The 20356-nt window shown below is 69.1% G+C and carries 16 protein-coding genes; 12 read left to right on the top strand and 4 right to left on the bottom strand.

From position 1 onward, the window contains the following. The first annotated feature begins 141 nt into the window (after window positions 1–141). Complete coding sequence (locus ACWGI2_RS08370) at window positions 142–846, top strand: RNase H family protein (protein ID WP_453694563.1); 705 nt, start codon at window positions 142–144, stop codon at window positions 844–846. A gap of 43 nt (window positions 847–889) precedes the next feature. Here the strand turns inward: ACWGI2_RS08370 and ACWGI2_RS08375 are convergent, their stop codons facing one another. Together ACWGI2_RS08375 and bla are read right to left on the bottom strand one after the other, a co-directional pair. After that, entirely contained in the window at window positions 890–2521 is a 1632-nt protein-coding gene (locus tag ACWGI2_RS08375; protein ID WP_453694564.1) for a penicillin-binding transpeptidase domain-containing protein, read from the bottom strand. Next, window positions 2518–3525 carry a class A beta-lactamase gene (bla, locus tag ACWGI2_RS08380; protein WP_453694565.1) on the bottom strand — a complete coding sequence of 336 codons (1008 nt, stop codon included), beginning with the start codon at window positions 3523–3525 and terminating at the stop codon, window positions 2518–2520. The genes ACWGI2_RS08375 and bla overlap by 4 nt, the downstream gene beginning before the upstream one ends. Before the next feature lie 141 nt (window positions 3526–3666). Here bla and ACWGI2_RS08385 point away from each other — a divergent pair, with 141 nt between their 5' ends. The 3 genes from ACWGI2_RS08385 to ACWGI2_RS08395 all read left to right on the top strand — a co-directional run bounded on the left by ACWGI2_RS08385 (window position 3667) and on the right by ACWGI2_RS08395 (window position 6431). Next, the gene (locus ACWGI2_RS08385) at window positions 3667–4596 is read left to right on the top strand and encodes a LysR family transcriptional regulator (RefSeq protein ID WP_453694566.1); all 930 of its coding nucleotides are present in this window, start codon (window positions 3667–3669) and stop codon (window positions 4594–4596) included. A 73-nt stretch (window positions 4597–4669) separates the two neighbouring features. After that, window positions 4670–5572, top strand: coding sequence for a serine hydrolase (locus tag ACWGI2_RS08390; RefSeq protein ID WP_453694694.1), 903 nt, complete (start codon window positions 4670–4672; stop codon window positions 5570–5572). Between the two features lie 73 nt (window positions 5573–5645). Then, complete coding sequence (locus ACWGI2_RS08395; RefSeq protein WP_453694567.1) at window positions 5646–6431, top strand: SAM-dependent methyltransferase; 786 nt, start codon at window positions 5646–5648, stop codon at window positions 6429–6431. A gap of 61 nt (window positions 6432–6492) precedes the next feature. On the opposite strand, the gene ACWGI2_RS08400 is transcribed toward ACWGI2_RS08395, so the two are convergent. After that, window positions 6493–6840: a hypothetical protein gene (locus ACWGI2_RS08400; protein ID WP_453398875.1), complete on the bottom strand. Its 348-nt coding sequence runs from the start codon at window positions 6838–6840 to the stop codon at window positions 6493–6495. A 224-nt stretch (window positions 6841–7064) separates the two neighbouring features. Here ACWGI2_RS08400 and ACWGI2_RS08405 point away from each other — a divergent pair, with 224 nt between their 5' ends. The 6 genes from ACWGI2_RS08405 to ACWGI2_RS08430 all read left to right on the top strand — a co-directional run bounded on the left by ACWGI2_RS08405 (window position 7065) and on the right by ACWGI2_RS08430 (window position 15441). After that, on the top strand, window positions 7065–8075 hold the full coding sequence (locus tag ACWGI2_RS08405; protein WP_453694568.1) for a LacI family DNA-binding transcriptional regulator: 1011 nt from the start codon (window positions 7065–7067) through the stop codon (window positions 8073–8075). A gap of 187 nt (window positions 8076–8262) precedes the next feature. Continuing rightward, the gene (locus tag ACWGI2_RS08410) at window positions 8263–9690 is read left to right on the top strand and encodes an extracellular solute-binding protein (RefSeq protein WP_453694569.1); all 1428 of its coding nucleotides are present in this window, start codon (window positions 8263–8265) and stop codon (window positions 9688–9690) included. Further along, window positions 9690–10649: a carbohydrate ABC transporter permease gene (locus ACWGI2_RS08415; protein ID WP_453694570.1), complete on the top strand. Its 960-nt coding sequence runs from the start codon at window positions 9690–9692 to the stop codon at window positions 10647–10649. The genes ACWGI2_RS08410 and ACWGI2_RS08415 overlap by 1 nt, the downstream gene beginning before the upstream one ends. A gap of 18 nt (window positions 10650–10667) precedes the next feature. Continuing rightward, entirely contained in the window at window positions 10668–11543 is an 876-nt protein-coding gene (locus ACWGI2_RS08420) for a carbohydrate ABC transporter permease (RefSeq protein WP_453694571.1), read from the top strand. A 25-nt stretch (window positions 11544–11568) separates the two neighbouring features. Further along, on the top strand, window positions 11569–13176 hold the full coding sequence (locus tag ACWGI2_RS08425) for a glycoside hydrolase family 13 protein (protein ID WP_453694572.1): 1608 nt from the start codon (window positions 11569–11571) through the stop codon (window positions 13174–13176). A gap of 63 nt (window positions 13177–13239) precedes the next feature. Beyond that, window positions 13240–15441, top strand: coding sequence for a discoidin domain-containing protein (locus ACWGI2_RS08430; RefSeq protein ID WP_453694573.1), 2202 nt, complete (start codon window positions 13240–13242; stop codon window positions 15439–15441). Between the two features lie 71 nt (window positions 15442–15512). Here the strand turns inward: ACWGI2_RS08430 and ACWGI2_RS08435 are convergent, their stop codons facing one another. Beyond that, window positions 15513–17744, bottom strand: a complete 2232-nt coding sequence (locus tag ACWGI2_RS08435; protein ID WP_453694574.1) for an MMPL family transporter — start codon at window positions 17742–17744, stop codon at window positions 15513–15515. A 194-nt stretch (window positions 17745–17938) separates the two neighbouring features. Between ACWGI2_RS08435 and ACWGI2_RS08440 the strand changes: the two genes are divergently transcribed. Together ACWGI2_RS08440 and ACWGI2_RS08445 are read left to right on the top strand one after the other, a co-directional pair. Beyond that, on the top strand, window positions 17939–18664 hold the full coding sequence (locus ACWGI2_RS08440; RefSeq protein WP_453694575.1) for a TetR/AcrR family transcriptional regulator: 726 nt from the start codon (window positions 17939–17941) through the stop codon (window positions 18662–18664). A gap of 279 nt (window positions 18665–18943) precedes the next feature. Then, entirely contained in the window at window positions 18944–20356 is a 1413-nt protein-coding gene (locus tag ACWGI2_RS08445; protein WP_453694576.1) for a family 2B encapsulin nanocompartment shell protein, read from the top strand.

The following is a 20356-nucleotide window of genomic DNA, read 5'->3' on the forward strand; positions in this document are numbered from 1 at the left end:
CAGGTGGCTCACTCAGGGGTGGTGCGGGACAGTGGGCCGGAGGAGTGTCCCGGTCTGGCTGGAATGGTGTTGTTTCCGGACCGCCCGCCCGCCAGAGGGGCGGTGGCCTGCGGGGCCCTCGGGGGCTGGCATCATCGAGGGATGTCTGACTTGATCATCGCCGCCTGTGACGGAGCCGCGAAGAAGAACCCCGGGCCCGCGGCCTGGGCCTGGGTGGTCGCCGACGCCGACGAGCGCCCGCAGCGGTGGGAGGCGGGACCCCTCGGTGACGCGACCAACAATGTCGCCGAACTGACCGCGCTTGCCGAGCTGTTGGAGTCCACGGACCCGGCCGTCCCGCTGGAGGTCCGCATGGACAGCCAGTACGCGATGAACGCGGTCACCAAGTGGATCGCGTCCTGGAAGCGCAACGGCTGGCTGACCGCGGCGAAGAAGCCGGTGGCCAACAAGGACCTCGTCGTCCGCATCGACGCACTCCTCCAGGGCCGCGCGGTGACCTTCCGGTACGTCGCGGCCCACCAGGCGGACGGCGACCACCTCAACGCCATCGCTGATGTCGCGGCCAGCGACGCCGCGACGACGCAGCAGGCCGCTGGCACCGCCCACGGCGCGCTCACGATCCCGGAGCCGCGGCCCGAGCGCGTGACGGCTTCCCCCGCCGCCCGGCCGCGCAAGAGCTCCACCGCGGGCAAGAGCTCCACCGCACGGGCGGGCAAGGGGAGTTCGGGCGGCGTCATCAAGGCCAAGTTCCCCGGCCGCTGCCACTGCCAGAAGCCCTACGCCGCCGGAGAGAAGATCGCGAAGAACGCCCACGGCTGGGGCCACGTGGAGTGCCGGGACTCCTGAGGCCCGCGACGAGCCCGTCAGGAAGGGCCGTCAGGAGGGCCCGTCAGGAGGGGTCGTCCGGCACGGCTCCGAGGAGGCTGCGGACGACGGGCCCGGCCGACGCGCCACCTGTGACGCCCTTCTCGACGACGCAGGCCACGGCCACGTTGCCGCGGTAGGCGACGAACCAGCCGTTGTTGGGGGCGTCCTCGGAGACCTCGGCCGTACCCGTCTTCGCCCCCACATCGCCGGGCAGGTCGGCAAGGACCGAGGCCGTGCCGTCGGTGACCGTCGCACGCATCAACTCGCGCAGCTGCGTGACGACTTCGCGCGGCAGCGGGGTGGTGGCGGTCGTGTCCTTGGCGCCACCGGTCAGGGTGGGCTGGTGGAAGGCGCCGGAGACCGCCGTCGCGGTGACGGACGCCATGATCAGCGGATTGGCCTGCACCCTCCCCTGCCCGATCATCGACGCGGCCTTCTCGGTCTGGTCACGGGGCGTCGGAACCGACCCGTCGTACGAGGGAATGCCGACGCTCCACTTCTGCCCGACCCCGAAGTACTTGTCGGCGACATCGCCCAGTTCCTGGTCGGCGACCTTGTCGCGCAGGCTGATGAAGGCGGTGTTGCACGAGGTGGTGAAGTCCTTGCGGAACGTGGCGCCCCGGTGTTCGGAGGTCTCGACGTTCTGGAACCGCTTGCCGACGGTGAGGTATTTCGGGCAGTCCACGACATCGCCGGGCGCGACCGCGTCCTTCAGGAGCAGCGCGCTGGTGGTGACGAGCTTCCAGGTGGAGCCCGGCGCGTAGGTCCCCGAGACGGCGCGATTGAACCCGGACGAGGGGGAGTTGGCGACGGCGAGGATCTCCCCGTCGTCGATCCGCAGGGCGACGAGCGCGGCGTCCTTGCCGTCGGCCTCGGCTGCGAGGGCCTTCTCCGCCGCGGACTGCCACGTGGTGTCGAGGGTGGTGGCCACGGGACGGTCGGCGGGGCGGTCGGACTGCTTGCCGAAGGAGACCTCCGTCGCCTTGACCTCACCGGTGACCCGGTCGACGAGCCGCACCGCGCCGCGAGGACCCGCACCGCTGCCCCCGGCGATCTGGGGGAGCAGCGGGGCGAGGGAGGGGTGCGTACTGCTCGACAAGGCGTTCCCGTCCCGGTCGTTGATCTTGGGCCCGGCGGCGTCCTCCCGCTCCAGACGGAACTTCTCCGTGCCGCTCAGCTTCGGGTGCACGAGGGACAGCGCCCACTCCACCTTCCACGCGCCGTCGTCCTGCTTGCGCAGGGGCACGGCGGAGGCGTAGGTCCAGGTGCCCAGCTCCGTGACGGGCATCTTGGCGGTGAAGGCCATGGTCACGGTGCCGTCCTCACCGGCCGTGACCGCACCCGGGGTCAGGGTCGGCTCGCTGATGTCGAGCCCGGCGGTGAAGCTCTTCAGGACGCGCTCCGCCTGCTCGGGACGCGAGGTCAGCGCCGCCGCGCGCGACATGCGCCCCGCCTCCCAGTCGGCCAGGAACGCGCGCGCCTGCCTCGTCGCCTCCGGGTCGGCTATCGGGGGCCCAGGGTCGAAGGGGCCCAGCTCCGCGGCGTACGCGATGCCCGCGGCGAGCGCGAGCGTCAGCCCGGCCGCGACCACCACGCGGGGGGCCTTCCTGGCCGGTCTGCTGCCCGGGCCGGTGAGCGGTGCGGCATCCGTCATCGAGGGCTCCTCGTCGTGGTCAGCGAGTCGACGGCCACGGACGTCGCTTCCGCGATCAGCTTGTCGGAGGGCTCGGCGTCCTTCTTGCCGCGGTTCGACAAGATCGCCATGACGATGGGGGCACCGTCGGAGGGCCACACCACGGCGATGTCGTTGCGGGCGCCGTAGTAGCTGCCCGTTCCGGTCTTGTCGCCCATCACCCAGTTCTTGGGCACACCGGCCCGGATGGTCTTGTCCCCGGTGGTGTTGGTCTTCAGCCACTTGGTGAGCTGCGCGCGTTCACCCTTGCGCAGAGCGTCCCCGAGTACGAACGCGCGCAGGTCCTCGGCCAGCGCCCGCGGTGTGCTCGTGTCCCGCGTCTCACCCGGCACCCACGTGCTCAACTCGGGCTCACGGCGCTCCATTCGCGTGACGTCGTCCCCCATCTTCTCGAGCGTCGCGTCCAGGCCCTTGGGGCCGCCGAGCTGGTCGAAGAGCAGGTTGGCCGCGGCGTTGTCGCTGTAGCGGACGGCGGCGTCGCACAGTTCGCCCAGGGTCATTCCGGTGTCGACGTGCTTCTCGGTCACGGGCGAGTTGGCGACCAGATCGTCCTTGGAGTACGTGATCTTCCGGTCGAGGCCACTCAGGGAGTACTTGCCCAGTACGGCGCCGGCGGCCAGCGCCTTGAACGTGGAGTTGTAGGCGAAGCGCTCACCGGCGTTGTAGGCCACCTCGCGCCCGGTGCCGGTGTCGATGGCGTAGACGCCGAGCCGCGCGTCGAACTTGCGCTCAAGTGCCTTGAGATCGCCGGTGAACGGCTTCGCCGCCCCTGCGGGCTTCGTGGTTCCCGCGGGCTTGGTGGTCGCCGTGGAAGGCGACGACGAAGCCGAGGAGTCGCCATCCGCGCAGGCCACGAGCGGGACGAGGCAGAACGTGGCAAGCGCGCCGAGAACGGCGCGACGGGTACGGGTGTGCTGTGGACGGGCGGCGCGGGTGTGCTGCAGACGGGCGCGGGTGTCCTGCATGGGCCAAACCTCCGGGCGCCCCGAGGACAGGGCGCATAGGGGACGAGGCGGCACGGCTCCGTCCCGGTACGTGGTCGTGAGTGCCGGAGCCACCCTCGCCCTCGCGTGCGTATGCGGTCCAATACGCTCATGCGTGGTTCCATGCTGATCTGGCATAGGATCTCGGGCGTGGATCTGGTGGGAGCATGTCGCGCGTTCGTCAGCGTCAGCGAGTACGGCAGCTTCACCGACGGAGCGGCCGCGGCGCGGATGTCCCAGTCGGTGGCAAGCCGTCGCGTCGCCGCGCTGGAAGAACGCTTCGGCGAGCCGCTGTTCGAGCGCACGTCGCGGCGCGCCGTCCTCACCCCCTTCGGGCGGGACATGCTGCCCACGGCCCGGCAGCTCGTGCAGGCGGCGGACGTGCTCCTCGACGAGGCGGAAGCCGTCAAGCGCAAGCCCTGGCGGCTCGCGGTGCCCGGCATCTGCTCCACGTCCGGTCTCGCCCGTCTCGTCGCAGAGGCACGCGGCCACGGCGTCAACCTCGACCTGCGGGTGGCGGCGCCGACCCAGCGCAGGGAGCTCCTCCACGCACAGCAGGTGCGCGCCGCGCTGCTCGCGGTGCCCGCGGACGAGGCGACGTGGTCCGTGCCGCTGGGTCTCGCCGGCCCCCGGGATCCCGGCGTCCGGCGCGTCTACCTGGAGACGCTGCGGGTCGGCCGTGCCTCTCCCGGCCCGGCCCGCCGCGTCTGGATCCAGCCCGAGGACGACGTGCCGCACATCCGCGACCCCCTGACGCGCCTGCGCGACGCGCTGGGGCTGCGGCCCGCGCAGCTCGTCGCCGCGGCCGACCTGACGAGTGCCGCGGCCGAAGTCCTGTGCTCGGGCGACCTGTTGCTGTGTTCCCTCGCGCAGGCCGAGGAACTCGCCCTGACCTGGCGGCCCATCGGTGAGGTCACGCTCGGCCGGGGGTTCGCCCTGGCCGCCGCAGCGGAGGGCAATCCGCAGCACATCGAGGCGCGCCTGGGCGACGCCATCGCCCGCTGCCTGGGGGTGGGCGCCCTGGCCGGGGCCATGGCAGGAGCGGCGCGATGAACCTGGGTACGGAGGTCGCGATGAACCTGGGCACGGAGGTGGGATGGGCATGAACGGTTACCTGCGCGGTGGCGTGAGCACCGAGGCCCTGCTGCGCGATCTGCGCCTGCAGTTGCGCGACGGCGGCCTGCACGGATGTCTGCTCGTGCGGGACCTGCACACGGGGGAGGAGCTGGGCATCGAGGCGGACACCCACCTGCCGTCCGCCTCACTGGTCAAGGTCCCGCTCGCACTCGCGACGCTCGAGCGGATCCGGCGGGGAGAGCTCGACGGGGCGACGGTGCTCGAGGTGCAGCCGGGGCGGGTCACCACGCCCGGACCCACCGGGCTGAGCCGATTCCGTCACCCCGCCCGGATCGCGATCGACGACCTGCTCTACCTGAGCACCTGTCTGAGCGACGGCATGGCCGCCGACGCGCTGTTCGAGCTCACCCCGCCCGCCCAAGTCACCGGTATGCTCCACGAGTTCGGCATCCGGGGCATCGCCGTCCGGCACAGCGTCGGCGAGCTGTCCGACACCCCCGTGGAACGCTTCGACGCCGACCAGGCCCATCTCGCCCACGCCCTCGCCATCGACGCCGGCACCAGTGGCCGTGGCCACCGGGTGCCGCAGCTCGACACCACCCGGGCCAACACGGGCAGCGCCCGCACCTACGTCGACCTGCTGCAAGCCCTGTGGACGCCGTCGAAGATCCACCCGGACGTGGCCCAGCGGCTGCGCGACCTCCTGGCCCACAACGTACTGCGGCACCGGCTCGCCCCGGACTTCAGCTCCGACGCGAGCACCTGGTCCTCCAAGACCGGCAGTCTCCTCAACCTCCGTCACGAGATCGGCGTCGTCGAGCACTCCGACGGCCAGGCCTTCGCGATCGCCGTCCTGACCGAGTCCCTCGTACCCGCGAGCACGCAGCCAGGCGCCGATGCCCTCATGGCGCAGGTCGCCCGCAGCCTGCGCGACCACCTCCGGCAGCGCTGACCGCTGCCGGAGGCAACTCCCTCACCAGCCTTAACGGTTGACAGGGTGACCTGGACGCTCGGAAGATCCATGGATGACCGCAGAAGACGCCAACATCCTGATCGACACCAGCAAACCGCACCCGGCCCGGGTCTATGACTGGCTGCTGGGCGGCAAGGACAACTACCTGGTCGATCAGGAGATGGGCGAGAAGCTGCCGCCCGAGGCACGCGCGAACGCGGCGCGGAACAGGGCGTTCATGCACCGTGCTTCCGCCTGGCTCGCTGACAACGGTGTCAGGCAGTTCCTCGACATCGGCACCGGAATCCCCACCGCCCCGAACCTCCACCAGATCGTCCAGGCGATCGCTCCCAGCTCCCGGGTCGTGTACGCCGACAACGACCCCATCGTGCTCAGGCACGCCGAAGCCTTGCTGGTCAGCAGCCCGGAAGGCGCCACGGACTATGTCCAGGCGGATGTGCGCCGACCGGAAGCGATCCTCGACCACGCGCGCGAACTCCTGGACTTCACGCAGCCCATCGCGCTCTCCCTCATCGCCCTGATGCACTTCATCACCGACGAGGAGGACCCCTACGCCCTGACGCGCACCCTGGTGAACGCGCTGCCGTCCGGGAGCTATCTGGTGCTGTCCCACGGCACCACCGACGAACACCCCGAGCTCGCGGATTCCGTCACCGACACCTACAAGAAGGGCCAGGTGCCCCTGAGGATGCGCCGCCGCGCGGAGGTCGAGCGGTTCTTCGAGGGACTGGAACTGGTCGAGCCGGGCCTGGTGACGGCGACGCACTGGTACAAGCAATCGCCGGCACCGAAGGCCGAGTTGAGCGGTTTCTACGTCGCGGTCGCCCGCGTCCCCTGAGATGCCTGGGGTACCTGGGGTGTCCGAGATGCCCGAGGTGCCCGAGGCGTGACGCGCAGGCTCAGGAGAACAGAACCGACCGCAGCTTCAACCGCTCGCTCGCGCCACCGGTGTGGGGGCGCAACGTGAAGGTGTCACCGGAGCAGTCGGCGTTCGTGAAGACCATCGCGAAGGAATCCGTGCGGTTCTTCGGGGAGTGGGCGGGTGGCTGGTGGTACTCCTGGGCAGCTTCGGGGAGCGTGACGCACTCGCCGCTGTTCGGGTCGTGCAGCGTGGCCTGCTCTTCCTCACCGTCGCTGTTGATGTACGTGTACCTGAAATCGCCCTCGGCCGCGTAGGCGGAGCCGGGCACGGTCAGGATCAGCACGGCGGCACCGGCCGCGGCGGCCAGTGAGTGACGAAGACGCATGGATCTCTTCCTTTGCTGGGAACGGCGCATGGATGCCGGGAACGGCACGTGAACGCATCCCGCATTCCCGCCCTGACCAGCAGTGATACCTGAATCCACGAGGACCCGGCGCCGAAACGATCCGCCCTCACCCGTTTGGCCCCGGCCCCGCTCCGCCGGGGCGATCCGGAGCGGATTCAGCAAGCACGCAAACAGAACGCAAGAATTGCACTATTCTTGCGTGCATGACGCGACGACTTGCTCAGGTGGCGCGGAAGGTCGGGGTCAGTGAGGCCACGGTCAGCCGGGTGCTCAACAACAAGCCGGGGGTCTCCGACGCGACCCGGCAGTCCGTGCTCTCGGCCCTGGACGTCCTGGGGTACGAGCGGCCCACCCAGCTGCGTGGCGAGCGGGCCCGGCTCGTGGGACTCGTGCTGCCCGAACTGCAGAACCCGATCTTCCCCGCGTTCGCGGAAGTGATCGGTGGAGCGCTCGCCCAGCAGGGTCTTACTCCCGTGCTCTGCACCCAGACCAAGGGTGGTGTGTCCGAGGCGGACTATGTTGAGTTGCTGCTGCAACAGCAGGTTTCCGGCGTCGTGTTCGCCGGTGGGCTGTACGCACAGGCGGACGCCCCGCACGAGCACTACAAGCGGCTCGCGGCGCGCAAGATCCCGGTGGTCCTCGTCAACGCGGCCATCGAGCGGCTCGGTTTTCCCGCGGTGTCCTGTGACGACGCCGTCGCGGTCGAGCAGGCCTGGCGGCATCTGTCCACCCTCGGCCACCGCCGCATCGGCCTGGTGCTCGGCCCTGCCGACCACATGCCATCGCAGCGCAAGCTAGCCGCCGCCCGCGCGATCGCCGAGCAAGGCGGCGGCGAGCTGCCCGAGCGGCATGTCTCGCGGGGGATGTTCTCGATCGAGGGAGGCCAGGCCGCCGCCGCACGACTCCTCGACGCGGGAGTCACCGGCATCGTCTGCGCGAGCGACCCCCTCGCGCTCGGCGCGGTGCGCGCCGCGCGCCGGCGGAGCCTCGGCGTCCCACAGGACGTCTCGGTGGTCGGCTACGACGACTCGGCGTTCATGACCTGCACCGAACCCCCGCTGACCACGGTGCGTCAGCCGATCGAGGCCATGGGCCGAGCCGTGGTCGAGCTGCTCGCTCTTCAGATCGCGGGGAGCGCGGTGCCCACCGAGGAGCTGCTCTTCGAACCGGAGCTCGTGGTGCGCGGCTCGACGGGTCAGGCGCCGCAGGAGTAGGCGCTCGACGGACGACCCCCGCTTCGTACAGTCAACTTCTTTCAATCATCGCGCTAGATATTGCGCAGAACTGTCGACGGTGCTTGAGTGAGCGCCGCCACACAGTCCGCGCAGCTGTGGGCTTCCCTGCTCCTGCCATGCCGTCCCTGCCCGCACGGGCGGTGGCGCTGTCCAAAGGGGTCCACCGATGAGCAGCTTCCGGATGCCACTTCCACGTATCCGCCGCCGCACCACCTTCCGCACCGCCGTCGCCTCCGCGCTCGCCCTCACCGCCCTGGCCGCCTGCGGCACCAGCAGCAGTGGCGAGGGCGACTCCGACGGGGACAACGGCGCCGACGCGGCGAACGCCGCCGCCCCGCTGGACCCGAAGACCAAGGTGACGCTCACCATCGACTGCATGCCGCCCGGCGCCGAGAAAGCCGAGCTCAAGCAGTGGAAGGAGGACGTCAAGGCGTTCAACAAGAAGTACCCGAACGTCACGATCAAGGGGAAGCAGACCGACCCCTGCCTGGAGCCTCCCCGCTTCACGGCGATGCTGAAGGCGAAGTCCCAACCGGACGTCTTCTACACCTACTTCACTGATCTCCAGCAGGTCCTGGACAACAACGGCGCCCAGGACATCAGCGCCTACGTCAACGACAGGTCCGTACCGGCCCTCAAGGACATGGACCCGAACGTCCTGGGCGTCCTGAAGAAGGACGGCAAGCTCTACGGCCTGCCCTTCAGCAACTACACGATGGGCCTGCTCATCAACCGCAAGCTCTTCGAGAAGGCCGGACTCGACCCCAACTCGCCGCCGGACACCTGGGCCGAGGTCCGCACGGCCGCCAAGAAGATCGCCGCCCTGGGCGACGGAGTCTCCGGCTTCGGCGAGTACAGCGCGGGCAACAACGGCGGCTGGCACTTCACCGCCACCACCTACGGCCTCGGCGGCGACATCGTGAGCAAGGACGGCACCAAGGCCGCCTTCGACAACGACACCGGCAAGCAAATCGTCGACAACCTCAAGGCCATGCGCTGGGACGACGACAGCATGGGCAAGACCCAGCTCCTGAAGTGGGGCGACCTGCAGAAGCAGATGGCCGCCGACAAGCTCGGCATGTTCCTCGCCGCGCCCGACGACATCACGTACATGGTGCAGAACCTCGGCGCGAAGTACGACGACTTCGGGATGGGTCCGATACCCGGCCAGAAGGCCACCCTCTTCGGCGGCAACGACTACATGATCAAGAAGGGCAGCTCGCCCGACCAGATCAAGGCCGCGATCGCCTGGATCAACTTCAAGTTCCTCAGTGTCGGCAAGGGCCAGTTCGACTGGGCCCGCACCAAGGCGGACGGCCTGCCCGTCGGCCTGCCGCAGCCGAACTTCTGGACCGGTGACAGCAGGGCCAAGGACGACAAGGCCCGCGAGGAAAGTTCGACGATGCCCGTCGAGAACTTCCAGGCCTTCACCGAAAAGCCGGTCACGGGCAAGGCCGAGCCGCCCAAGGCGCAAGAGGTCTACAAGGTCCTGGACACCCTGATGTCGGCCGTCCTCACGAACAAGAACGCCGACGCGGACGAACTCCTCAAGACTGCCGAGCAACAGGTCAACCAGGTTCTGGCCAACCAGTGATGTCCGCGCCCACCCTCCACAAGAACGAGGCCCGCAGGCCCTCCCCGCCGCCGGGCGGCCGGGCCTCCGGCCCCGAACACGGCTCGTTCCGCCGGGCGTTGAAGCGCAACCTCACCGCCCACGCCTTCCTGATCGGCGCGGTCCTGTGCTTCTCGATCTTCTCCTGGTATCCGATGGTCAGGGAGTTCATCCTGGCCTTCCAGAAGACCGAGAACGGTGAGACGGTCTGGGCGGGCTGGTCCAACCTCACCTACATCTTCAACGACCCGGCGTTCTGGCAGGCCTGGCGCAACACCCTCCTGTTCACCGGCCTCGCGCTGCTCCTCGGCTTCGCCGTGCCCTTCGCCATCGCCCTGATCCTCAACGAATTCCGGCACGGACGCGGCTACTTGAGGCTGCTCGTCTATCTCCCGGTGATGCTGCCGCCAGTGGCATCCGTACTGCTCTTCAAGTACTTCTACGACCCCGGATACGGCCTCTTCAACCGCATCCTGGAAGCCGTCGGTCTGCCTGGACAGGCCTGGCTCCAGGACACCGACACCGCGATGCTCTCCGTGGTCGTCGCGGCCACCTGGATGAACATGGGCGGCGCGACACTGATCTACCTGGCCGCGCTCCAGTCCATCCCCGGAGAGCTGTACGAGGCGGCCGAGCTGGACGGCGCCGGCATCCTCCGCCGCATCTGGCACGTCACCATCCCGCAGACCCGGCTGATCCTCTCGCTGATGCTGCTCCTGCAGATCATCGCCACCATGCAGGTGTTCGTGGAGCCGTTCCTGCTCACCGGCGGCGCGGGACCCGAGGGCGCGACCCTGACCGTCGTCCACCTCATCTACCAGTACGCGTTCACCTTCAACAACTACGGCAGCGCGGCCGCGCTCGGCCTGGTCCTGCTCGTACTGCTCGCCGGATTCTCGGCGGCGTACGCACGACTGAGCCGCGCCGGCAGCGAAGACTAGCCGGGGGAGACGACGGACATGAGCACACGCACCCTGATCTCCCCGGCCCAACTGGCCCGCCCCCGTGGCAAGTTCCTGTACTGGACGGCCTTCACCGTGGTGACGGTCCTCTTCACCCTGGTCTTCATCGGCCCGCTGTACTGGATGGTCACCAGCGGCCTCAAGTCCCCGCAGGAATTCGCCCGGACACCGCCCACCTTGGTCCCCGACGCCGTCCACCCGCAGAACTACGCGGACGCCTGGGGCGTGATGGACCTGGCAAGGCTCCTGTTCAACACCCTGTACTACGCGTTCGGCGCGCTCGCCTTCCAGCTCATCTTCGACGTGGCCGCCGCATACTCGCTCTCCAAGCTGCGGCCCGTGTTCGGCAAGGCGATCCTCGGCGCGATGCTGCTCACCCTGATGATCCCGGCCGCCGTCCTGGTCGTACCGCAGTACCTGACCGTCCTTGACGTGCCGGTCGTGGAGCGCAACCTCATCAACTCGCCCTGGGTGATCTGGCTCCCGTCGGTCACCAACGCCTTCAACATCTTCCTGCTCAAGCGGTTCTTCGACTCCATCCCGCGCGAGCTCCTCGACGCCGCCGCCATCGACGGCGCCTCGTCCATGCGCACCCTGCGCTCCGTGGTCCTTCCGCTGTCCCGGCCGATCCTCGGCGTCGTGTCGATCTTCGCGGTGGTCGCGGTCTGGAAGGACTTCCTCTGGCCGATGCTCACCCTGCCCGACCCCGGCAAGCAGACCGTCAACGTCGGCATCTACTCCCTTGCCGCCAGCGTCTCCGAGAACTGGCTCCTCGCCGCCCTCGCCATCGCCTCGCTGCCGACCCTGATCACCTTCCTGATCTTCCAGCGCAACATCATGAGCGGCCTGACCGCCGGCAGCCTCAAGGGCTGACCCTCTGCCCCGAAAGGAACCTCACGTGGCAGTCACCTCCCCGACCGATGCCTCCTGGTGGCGTTCGGCCGTCATCTATCAGGTGTACGTACGCAGCTTCGCGGACGGTGATGGCGACGGCACCGGCGACCTCGCGGGCGTCCGGGCCAAGCTGCCCTACCTCGCCGAACTCGGCGTCGACGCCCTGTGGTTCAGCCCCTGGTACCTCTCGCCCATGGTCGACGGCGGTTACGACGTCGCCGACTACCGAGTCATCGACCCGGCCTTCGGCACCGTCGCAGAGGCCGAGAAGCTGATCGCCGAGGCCCGCGCGCTGGGCATCCGCACCATCGTTGACATCGTCCCCAACCACGTCTCCGACCAGCACGTCTGGTTCAAGGCGGCCCTGGCCGCAGGCCCCGGCGCCCCCGAACGCGAGCTCTTCCACTTCCGCCCCGGCCGCGGCGCGCACGGCGAACTTCCGCCCAACGACTGGCCGTCGCAGTTCTCCCCGACCGCGTCGACCTGGACACGCGTCGAGGACGGCGAGTGGTACCTCCACCTCTTCGCCCCCGAGCAGCCCGACCTCAACTGGGCCCACCCCGCGGTCCGCCAGGAGCACGAGGACGTCCTGCGGTTCTGGTTCGAGAGGGGAGTCGCAGGCGTACGGATCGACTCCGCCGCCCTGCCCGCCAAGGACCCCGCCCTGCCCGACTTCACCGAGGGAGTCGACCCGCACCCCTTCATCGACCGCGACGAACTGCACGACATCTACCGCTCCTGGCGGTCCGTCGCCGACGAGTACGAAGGCATCTTCGTCGGAGAGGTCTGGCTCCCCGACGCCGAACGCTTCGCCCGCTATCTGCGCCCCGACGAGATGCACACCGCCTTCAACTTCTCCTTCCTGTCCTGCCCTTGGGAGCCTCAGAAGCTGCGTACGTCCATCGAGGCGACCCTCGCCGAACACGCCCCGGTCGGCGCCCCCGCGACCTGGGTGCTGTGCAACCACGACGTGACCCGCACCGTGACTCGCTACGGCCGCGACCACACCGGCTTCGACTTCGCCACCAAGGTGTTCGGCACCCCCACCGACCTGGCACTCGGCACCCGCCGCGCACGCGCCGCCGCCCTCCTCGCCTTCGCCCTGCCCGGCGCCGTCTACATCTACCAGGGCGACGAACTGGGCCTGCCCGAGGCCGACATCCCCCGCGACCGCATCCAGGACCCCATGCACTTCCGCTCCGGCGGCACCGACCCCGGCCGCGACGGCTGCCGGGTGCCCCTGCCCTGGACGGCCGACGAACCGCACGCGGGCTTCGGGTCGATGACGGGACCCTGGCTTCCCCAGCCCGAAGGCTGGCCCTCGTACGCCGCCGACCTCCAGGTGACGGACCCCCGCTCCATGCTCACGCTCTACCGCGCCGCCCTGCGCCTGCGCCGCATCGAACCCGGCTTCGGCGACGGCCCGTTGACCTGGCTGCCGACCGCCGACGGCGTGCTGGCCTTCGTACGAGAGCCGGGCCTGGCCTGCGTCGTCAACCTCGCCACAGCGCCCTGCGAACTCCCCGCCCACACACGCCTCCTGCTGGCCAGCGGCCCCCTGGACGATGCGGGCCGCCTGCCGCAGGACACAGCGGTCTGGCTCCGCATCTGACAGCGGGCCCCCGCCCGAGACCGAGCACTGACCTCCCCACTCACAAGGAAGGTGCACCACTCCATGAGCAGACATGACAGGAGCACTACAAGAACCATCCGCAAGTGGTACGCCGTCGTGGCCACCGCAGGCCTCGTCGGCACCCTCGTCACCGGCCTCACGGCCACCAACGCGCAGGCGGCCGAGGCGGTCGCGGGCGCCACCCTGCCCTTCACCTCCATCGAGGCGGAGAGCGCGACCACGAACGGCACCAAGATCGGCCCCGACTACACCCAGGGCACGGTCGCCTCCGAGGCGTCGGGCCGGCAGGCGGTGCGGCTCGCGGCCGGCCAGAGCGTGGAGTTCACGCTCACCAAGGCGGCGAACGCACTCAACGTCGCCTACAACGTCCCCGACGGCCAGTCGGGCTCCATGGCCGTGTACGTCAACGGGCAGAAGATCTCCAAGACGCTGGCCGTCACGTCGAAGTACAGCTACGTCGACACCTCCTGGATCGCGGGCTCCAAGACCCACCACCTCTTCGACAACGCACGGCTGCAACTCGGCCAGAACCTGCAGTCCGGCGACAAGGTGAAACTGGAGGCCACCTCCACCCAAGTCACCGTCGACGTCGCCGACTTCGAGCAGGTCGCGGCGGCTGCCACGAAGCCATCCGGCGCGCTCTCGGTCACCGACAAGGGCGCCGACCCCACCGGTCAGGGCGACTCCACCCAGGCCTTCCGCGAGACCATCGCGTCGGCCAAGGGCAGCACGGTCTGGATCCCGCCGGGCGAGTACAAGCTCACCCAGTCGCTCAACAACGTCGACAACGTCACCATCCGCGGCGCGGGCAACTGGCACTCGATCGTGCGCAGTTCACGCTTCATCGACCAGTCGAGCGCACCCACCGGCAAGGTGGGTCTGCACGACTTCGCGGTGATCGGCGAGGTCACCGAGCGGGTCGACAGCAGCCCGGACAACTTCGTCAACGGATCACTCGGCCCGAACTCCACGGTCTCCGGCATGTGGCTTCAGCACCTCAAGGTCGGCCTCTGGCTGATGGGCAACAACGACAACCTGGTCGTGGAGAAGAACCGCTTCCTCGACATGACCGCCGACGGCCTCAACCTCAACGGCACGGCCAGGGGCGTGAACGTACGCGACAACTTCCTGCGCAACACCGGCGACGACGCCCTGGCCATGTGGTCCCTCAACACCACCAACAGCGACTCGACCTTCGCGGGCAACACCATCTCGCAGCCCAACCTCGCCAACGGCATCGCCATCTACGGCGGCCGTGACATCACTGTCAAGGACAACCTGATCCTCGACACCAACGCCCTGGGCAGCGGCATCGCCATCTCCAACCAGAAGTTCATGGACCCGTTCTTCCCGCTGGCCGGCACCATCACCGTCTCCGGCAACGCCCTCGTCCGCACCGGGGCCATGAACCCCAACTGGCAGCATCCGATGGGTGCGTTGCGCGTGGACGCGTACGACAGCGCCATCGAGGCCACGGTGAACATCACCGACACGACGATCACCGACAGTCCCTGGAGCGCGTACGAGTTCGTGTCGGGCGGCGGCACCGGCAAGGCCGTGAAGAACGTCAGCATCGACCGTACGACCATCGACAAGGTGGGCACGGTCGTCGTCCAGGCCGAGACGCCAGGCGCGGTGAAGATGTCGAACGTCAAGGCCACCGGGGTGGGCGCGGCCGGTATCTACAACTGCCCCTACCCGGCGGGGTCCGGCACCTTCACGCTCACCGACGGCGGCGGCAACTCCGGCTGGGACAGCACCTGGGACGACTGCTCGACCTGGCCGAAGCCCGGCGGCGGCAACCCCGACCCCGACCCGGACCGTAACCTCGCCAAGGGCCGTCCGGCCACCGCGACCGGTTCCGCCGACGTCTACGCGCCCGCCAAGGCCGTCGATGGCGACGCGGCGACGTACTGGGAGTCCACCAACCACGCCTTCCCCCAGTCGATCACCGTCGACCTCGGCAAGTCCGAAGCGGTGCGCAGGCTCGTCCTGAAGCTGCCGCCGCCCGCCGTCTGGGCGGCCAGGACCCAGACCCTGTCCGTCCAGGGCAGCACCGACGGCACCGCCTTCAGCACGCTGGCCGAGTCGAAGGACTACCGCTTCGACCCGGCGAGCGGCAACAAGGCGACCCTCACGCTGCCCGCCTCCGCTCCCGACGTCCGCCACCTGCGGCTGCGCGTCACCGCCAACACGGGCTGGCCCGCAGCCCAGTTCAGCGAGGTGGAGGCGTACCTGTCCTGAAACGCGTTCGCCCCGCTCGCTCCTGGCCGTGGCCGGGGCGAGCGGGGCGGTACCTGTGGCGGGGCTCGCGTCTAGTTCTTCACATACGGCGACTCGGCCGCGGGCTCCGTCGCGGCGGCGGGTGTGGGCGCGGGTCCCCCTTCGCTGAGGCCGAACCGTGCGTGGAACCTGCGCAGGAAGCCGGGCGCGTACCAGGCCGAGCGGCCGAGCAGACGCATCGCCGCCGGCAGGAGTACGCCGCGTACGGCGAGGGCGTCGATGAGGATGGCGAGGCCGCTGCCCAGGCCGAACAGCTGCAGGAAGCTGATCTTGGCGACGCCGAACGCGAAGAAGCTCACCGCGAGCAGGAAGGCCGCCGCGCTGACGATGCGTCCGGTGTGCCCGAGGCCGTTGGCCACGGCTGATTCGTTGTCCTCGCCCAGCTCGTGGAGTTCCTTGATCCTGCTGGTGACGAACACCTCGTAGTCCATGGAGAGGCCGAAGGCGACGCAGAACATCAGCACGGTCATTGACGTCTCCATCGGCTGCGCGGTGAAGCCGAGCAGCGAGGAGAGATGGCCGTCCTGGAAGATCCAGGTCATGACCCCGAGGGTCGCGCCCAGGCTGATCATGTTGAGGACCAGCGCACGCAGCGGATGCACGATGCTGCCGGTGAACAGGAAGAGCAGCAGGAAGGTCGTGACGGCGATCAGACCTATGGCGAGCGGGAGTTTGCTGCCGATGGAGTCGTTCGAGTCGAGCATCTCGGCGTCGGCGCCACCCACCAGCGGTTGTGTCCCGGAGGGCGGTGCGGCCGTCCTGACCTCCTCGACCAGGCTCTGGGCCTCGTCCGACTTCGGTGTCAGGGTGCTCACCACGTTGAGCTGCTGCGCGGCGGGGCGGCCGAGCGCCGCGTTGCCGGGGCTGGTCGCCTTGGACCGCCCGTCGGCGTAGACCCCCGTGCTTGCCTCGACGCGGGCAACACCTTCGAGCTTGGACAGCTCGGCCGCGTACGTCGCCAACGGGCCCTTCTCCACGGCCTTTTCGATGACCACGTGCAGGGCCGCGTCGTCGTTGCCGTTGAAGTTCTCCCGCAGTGCGGTGGAGACCTGGCGGCTCTCGGCGCCCTCGGGCAGTACGCGCTCGTCGGGTGTGCCGAAGGTGATGCCGAGCAGCGGGCTGGCCGCGAGGAGCAGGATCGCGAGCACGGGCAGCGCGGTGAGGGCGGGCCGCCGCATGACGGTGCGGGCGAGGCGGCCCCACGCGGGTGCCCCTGTTCGGGGGCGTCCGGGCTTCGCCCACGGCATCCGCCCGCTGTTGACCCGGTGTCCGAGGACGGTCAGCAGGGCGGGCATCACGAACAGGGTGGCGAGGGCCGCGATGACGACGACACCGACTCCCGAGTACCCGAACGAGCGCAGGAAGTACTGCGGGAACACCATGAGCGCCGCGAGCGCCGCCGCCACGGTCGCCGCGGAGAACGCGACCGTGCGGCCCGCGGTGCTCATCGTCGTCCGGACGGCGTCCTCCACGCTCGCCCCCGACGCGAGCTGCTCCCGGAACCGGCTGATCATCAACAGGCCGTAGTCGACGCCGAGTCCGAGCCCGAGAGCCGTGGTGAGGTTGATCGCGAAGATGGAGACGTCGGTGACACCGCCGAGCAGGAAGAGCTGTGCGAACACGCCCACGATGGCGATGAGCGCGATGGCCAGCGGAAGGAGCGCGGAGACCACGGTGCCGAAGACCACCAGGAGCAGCAGGAGGATCAGCGGCACGGCGATGGACTCGGCCAGGACGAGGTCCTTGCCGATCTGTGGCCCCATGTCATGGCTCACGCCGGTGGTGCCTCCGGCCTTGACCGTGAGCGCGTCCCTGTAGGTTCCGGCGTACTCGTCGATGACGCCGTTGGCGTTGTCCTGCCGCTCCGTCTCGGCACCCTTCACACGGGCGAGCACGATGGCCTCGCGGCCGTCCTTGGAGCGGAGGTCGGGGCTGTTCGTGTCCCAGTACGAGACCACGTTCTCCAGGTCCGGCTCGTCCTTGAGGTCGGACACCAGGGCCTGGCCGGTCTTCTTGGCGGCCGGGGCGTCGACGCGGCCCTCGGGGGCACGGACGAGGAGCACCAGGTTCGTCTCTCCGCCGAGTTTCTCGTCGATGACCTCCCTGGCCCGGGAGGACTCGGAGGCCGGGTCGTTGAAACCGCCGTCCTGCAACTTGCCGAAGGCGCCGACGCCCAGGACACCCATGAGGGCCACAGCGAGGGCGGCGACGATGAGTATCAGCCGGGACCGACGTATCGCCAGTTCGGCTATGCGTTCAAACACGCGCTGTCTCCTTTGGTGTCCATACGGGGCCGGCTCGGAACGCGTGCGGTTTCGCACTCTTCGTCGCCGCGATCGACGTTAGTGAGACGGCAAGAAATTTGGCAGTGTTAGATTTTCTTCACACCACGCAACTCCGGGTGCCCACAAGGGTGTTCGTCGTCCGGTCACCGCACACCCGCAGAGAGGAACACGCCATGGCCACGCCCTCCCTGCGCGAACGGCGCCGTGCCGCCGCCACGCAGGAGATCCTGGACGCCGCCGAGCTCCACATCACCGAACACGGGCCGGCGGCCCTGTCCCTGCGGGCGGTCGCCCGAAGCCTAGGGATGACCGTGCAGGCGCTCTACCACTACTTTCCGAGCCGGGACGCGCTCGTCACCGCGCTCGTCACCAAGGCGTACGACGCCCTGGCCGACGCCGTCCAGGCCGCCATCGACACCGGGGCCGACGATGCCGAGGATGAGTCCCTGCCGGGCTTGGTGATCGCGGCCGAGGGCTACCGTCGCTGGGCCATAGCCCATCCCGAGCACTTCCAGCTCCTCTACGGAACGCCACTGCGGGACTACGCGGCGCCCGTCGAGGGACCGACCACCCATGCGACGCGCAGGATGAGCGCCATCTTCGAGCGCGAGCTGTTCGCCGGGTACAGCGCTGAGCAGCTTGCCGCGACTGATGCCCCCGCGCTCTCGCCCGAGCTGAGGGGGCACCTGGAACAGCTTCCGCACTTCGGCGGGGGGCACCTGCCGCCCGCCGCCACCGCCCTCTTCCTGAGCGCGTGGGGGCACCTGCATGGGCTCGTGGTTCTGGAGGTGTTCGGGCACACCTCCTTCCTCGGCGAACACCGGGCCGAGATCTTCCGCATGGCGATGCGGAACCTGCTGGAGGACATTCGTCGCCGAATCCCCGGCACGGCGGCCTGACGGCTCATCAAACGACGCTGGAGTGACGTCGGATGTGTGAGGCGAGCGCCGCCCTCTCGGCCAAGTGGCCAGAACCCAGTGGGTTGTTCAGATAAACCCCGTATTGAGCAAGATCACTGCATCGAGTGCTGCCGTCGGCCTTATCGGGCGAGGCGGGCGCAACAGCCGTTAAATGGTCTCTGGATCCGGACGAAATCCCCGAGATCACCCCTCTACTTCCACTTTCACCGGTTGGCACGCCTATGCCGGTTACCACCCCCGCGAAGGAGAGCCCGCCCGATGACCGTTGAGACCAGCCCGGAAGCGCAGCTGGAGCCACCCCGGCAGTCCAGCCTGGGCACGGCGGCTGCCCGCAACCTCGCCACCACGACCAAGTCCGCCCCGCAGATGCAGGAGATCACCTCTCGCTGGCTGCTGCGGATGCTCCCCTGGGTGGAGACCAAGGGCGGCACCTATCGCGTGAACCGCCGCCTGAGCTACACCGTCGGAGACGGGCGCATCGAGTTCGTCCAGGACGGCTCCGACGTCCGGGTGATCCCCCGGGAACTGGGCGAACTGGCCCTGCTGCGCGGCTTCGACGACGTGGAGGTGCTGACCGAGATCGCCGGCCGATGTGTCCAGCGTGACTTCCGCGCCGGAGAGGTGCTGGTCGAGCGCGGAGCCCCCGCCGGGGAGCTCCACTTGATCGCCCACGGCAGGATCAACCGGAAGTCGGTCGGCAAGTACGGGGACGAGGTCGGCGTCGGTGTGCTGGCCGACGGTGACCAGTTCGGGGAGAGCGCCCTTCTCGACGCCGACGCCCGATGGGAAAGCACCGCCACCGCCGAGACCGCAGGCACCTTGCTCACCCTGTCCCGCGCCGACTTCACGTCCGTGCTCTCATCGGCGCCCGGCCTACGGGCCCACATCGACGAGTTCAGCAGGATCCCTCGCCAGCGCCAGAACAAGTACGGCGAGGCCGAGATCGCGATGTCGGCCGGTCATGCCGGCGAGGTCGCGCTGCCCGGCGCCTTCGTCGACTACGAACTCAAGCCCCGCCAGTACGAACTCTCCGTCGCCCAGACCATTCTGCGGATCCACACAAGGGTCACCGACCTCTACAACGGGCCGATGAATCAGATGGAGGAGCAACTCAGGCTCACCATCGAGGCGCTGCGCGAGCGCCAGGAACACGAGATGATCAACAACCGCGAGTTCGGCCTGCTCCACAACGCCGACTTCAAGCAGCGGATCCAGCCCCACTCGGGACCACCGACCCCGGACGACCTCGACGAGCTGCTCTGCCGCCGCCGTGGCACCAAGCTCTTCCTCGCCCACCCGAGGACGATCGCGGCGATCGGGCGCGAGCTCAACTCCCGCGGGATCTACCCCGATCACGTCGACCTCGGCGGGCAGCAGGCACCGGCCTGGCGCGGAGTCCCGATCCTGCCCTGCAACAAAATCCCCATCACCCCGGAACAGACCAGCTCGATCCTCGCGATGCGTATCGGCGAGGACAACCAAGGCGTCGTCGGTCTGCATCAGACAGGACTGCCGGACGAGTACGAGCCGGGCCTGTCGGTGCGTTTCATGGGCATCAGCGAGCAGGCGATCACCTCGTACCTGGTCAGCACGTACTACTCCGCCGCCATCCTGGTGCCCAACGCCCTCGGTGTGCTGGAGAACGTGCAGATCGCCCGCAGGCCCGCCTGA

Source organism: Streptomyces sp. NPDC054866 (assembly GCF_053610745.1).

Bases quoted from the DNA above. Each gene is read 5' to 3' on its own strand.
- ACWGI2_RS08430 (WP_453694573.1), top strand. From the start codon at position 13,240: ATGAGCAGACATGACAGGAGCACTACAAGAACCATCCGCAAGTGGTAC.
- ACWGI2_RS08400 (WP_453398875.1), bottom strand. From the start codon at position 6,840: ATGCGTCTTCGTCACTCACTGGCCGCCGCGGCCGGTGCCGCCGTGCTG.
- ACWGI2_RS08445 (WP_453694576.1), top strand. From the start codon at position 18,944: ATGACCGTTGAGACCAGCCCGGAAGCGCAGCTGGAGCCACCCCGGCAG.
- ACWGI2_RS08405 (WP_453694568.1), top strand. From the start codon at position 7,065: ATGACGCGACGACTTGCTCAGGTGGCGCGGAAGGTCGGGGTCAGTGAG.
- ACWGI2_RS08410 (WP_453694569.1), top strand. From the start codon at position 8,263: ATGAGCAGCTTCCGGATGCCACTTCCACGTATCCGCCGCCGCACCACC.
- ACWGI2_RS08385 (WP_453694566.1), top strand. From the start codon at position 3,667: ATGCTGATCTGGCATAGGATCTCGGGCGTGGATCTGGTGGGAGCATGT.
- ACWGI2_RS08370 (WP_453694563.1), top strand. From the start codon at position 142: ATGTCTGACTTGATCATCGCCGCCTGTGACGGAGCCGCGAAGAAGAAC.
- ACWGI2_RS08415 (WP_453694570.1), top strand. From the start codon at position 9,690: ATGTCCGCGCCCACCCTCCACAAGAACGAGGCCCGCAGGCCCTCCCCG.
- ACWGI2_RS08375 (WP_453694564.1), bottom strand. From the start codon at position 2,521: ATGACGGATGCCGCACCGCTCACCGGCCCGGGCAGCAGACCGGCCAGG.
- ACWGI2_RS08440 (WP_453694575.1), top strand. From the start codon at position 17,939: ATGGCCACGCCCTCCCTGCGCGAACGGCGCCGTGCCGCCGCCACGCAG.
- ACWGI2_RS08420 (WP_453694571.1), top strand. From the start codon at position 10,668: ATGAGCACACGCACCCTGATCTCCCCGGCCCAACTGGCCCGCCCCCGT.
- ACWGI2_RS08395 (WP_453694567.1), top strand. From the start codon at position 5,646: ATGACCGCAGAAGACGCCAACATCCTGATCGACACCAGCAAACCGCAC.
- bla (WP_453694565.1), bottom strand. From the start codon at position 3,525: ATGCAGGACACCCGCGCCCGTCTGCAGCACACCCGCGCCGCCCGTCCA.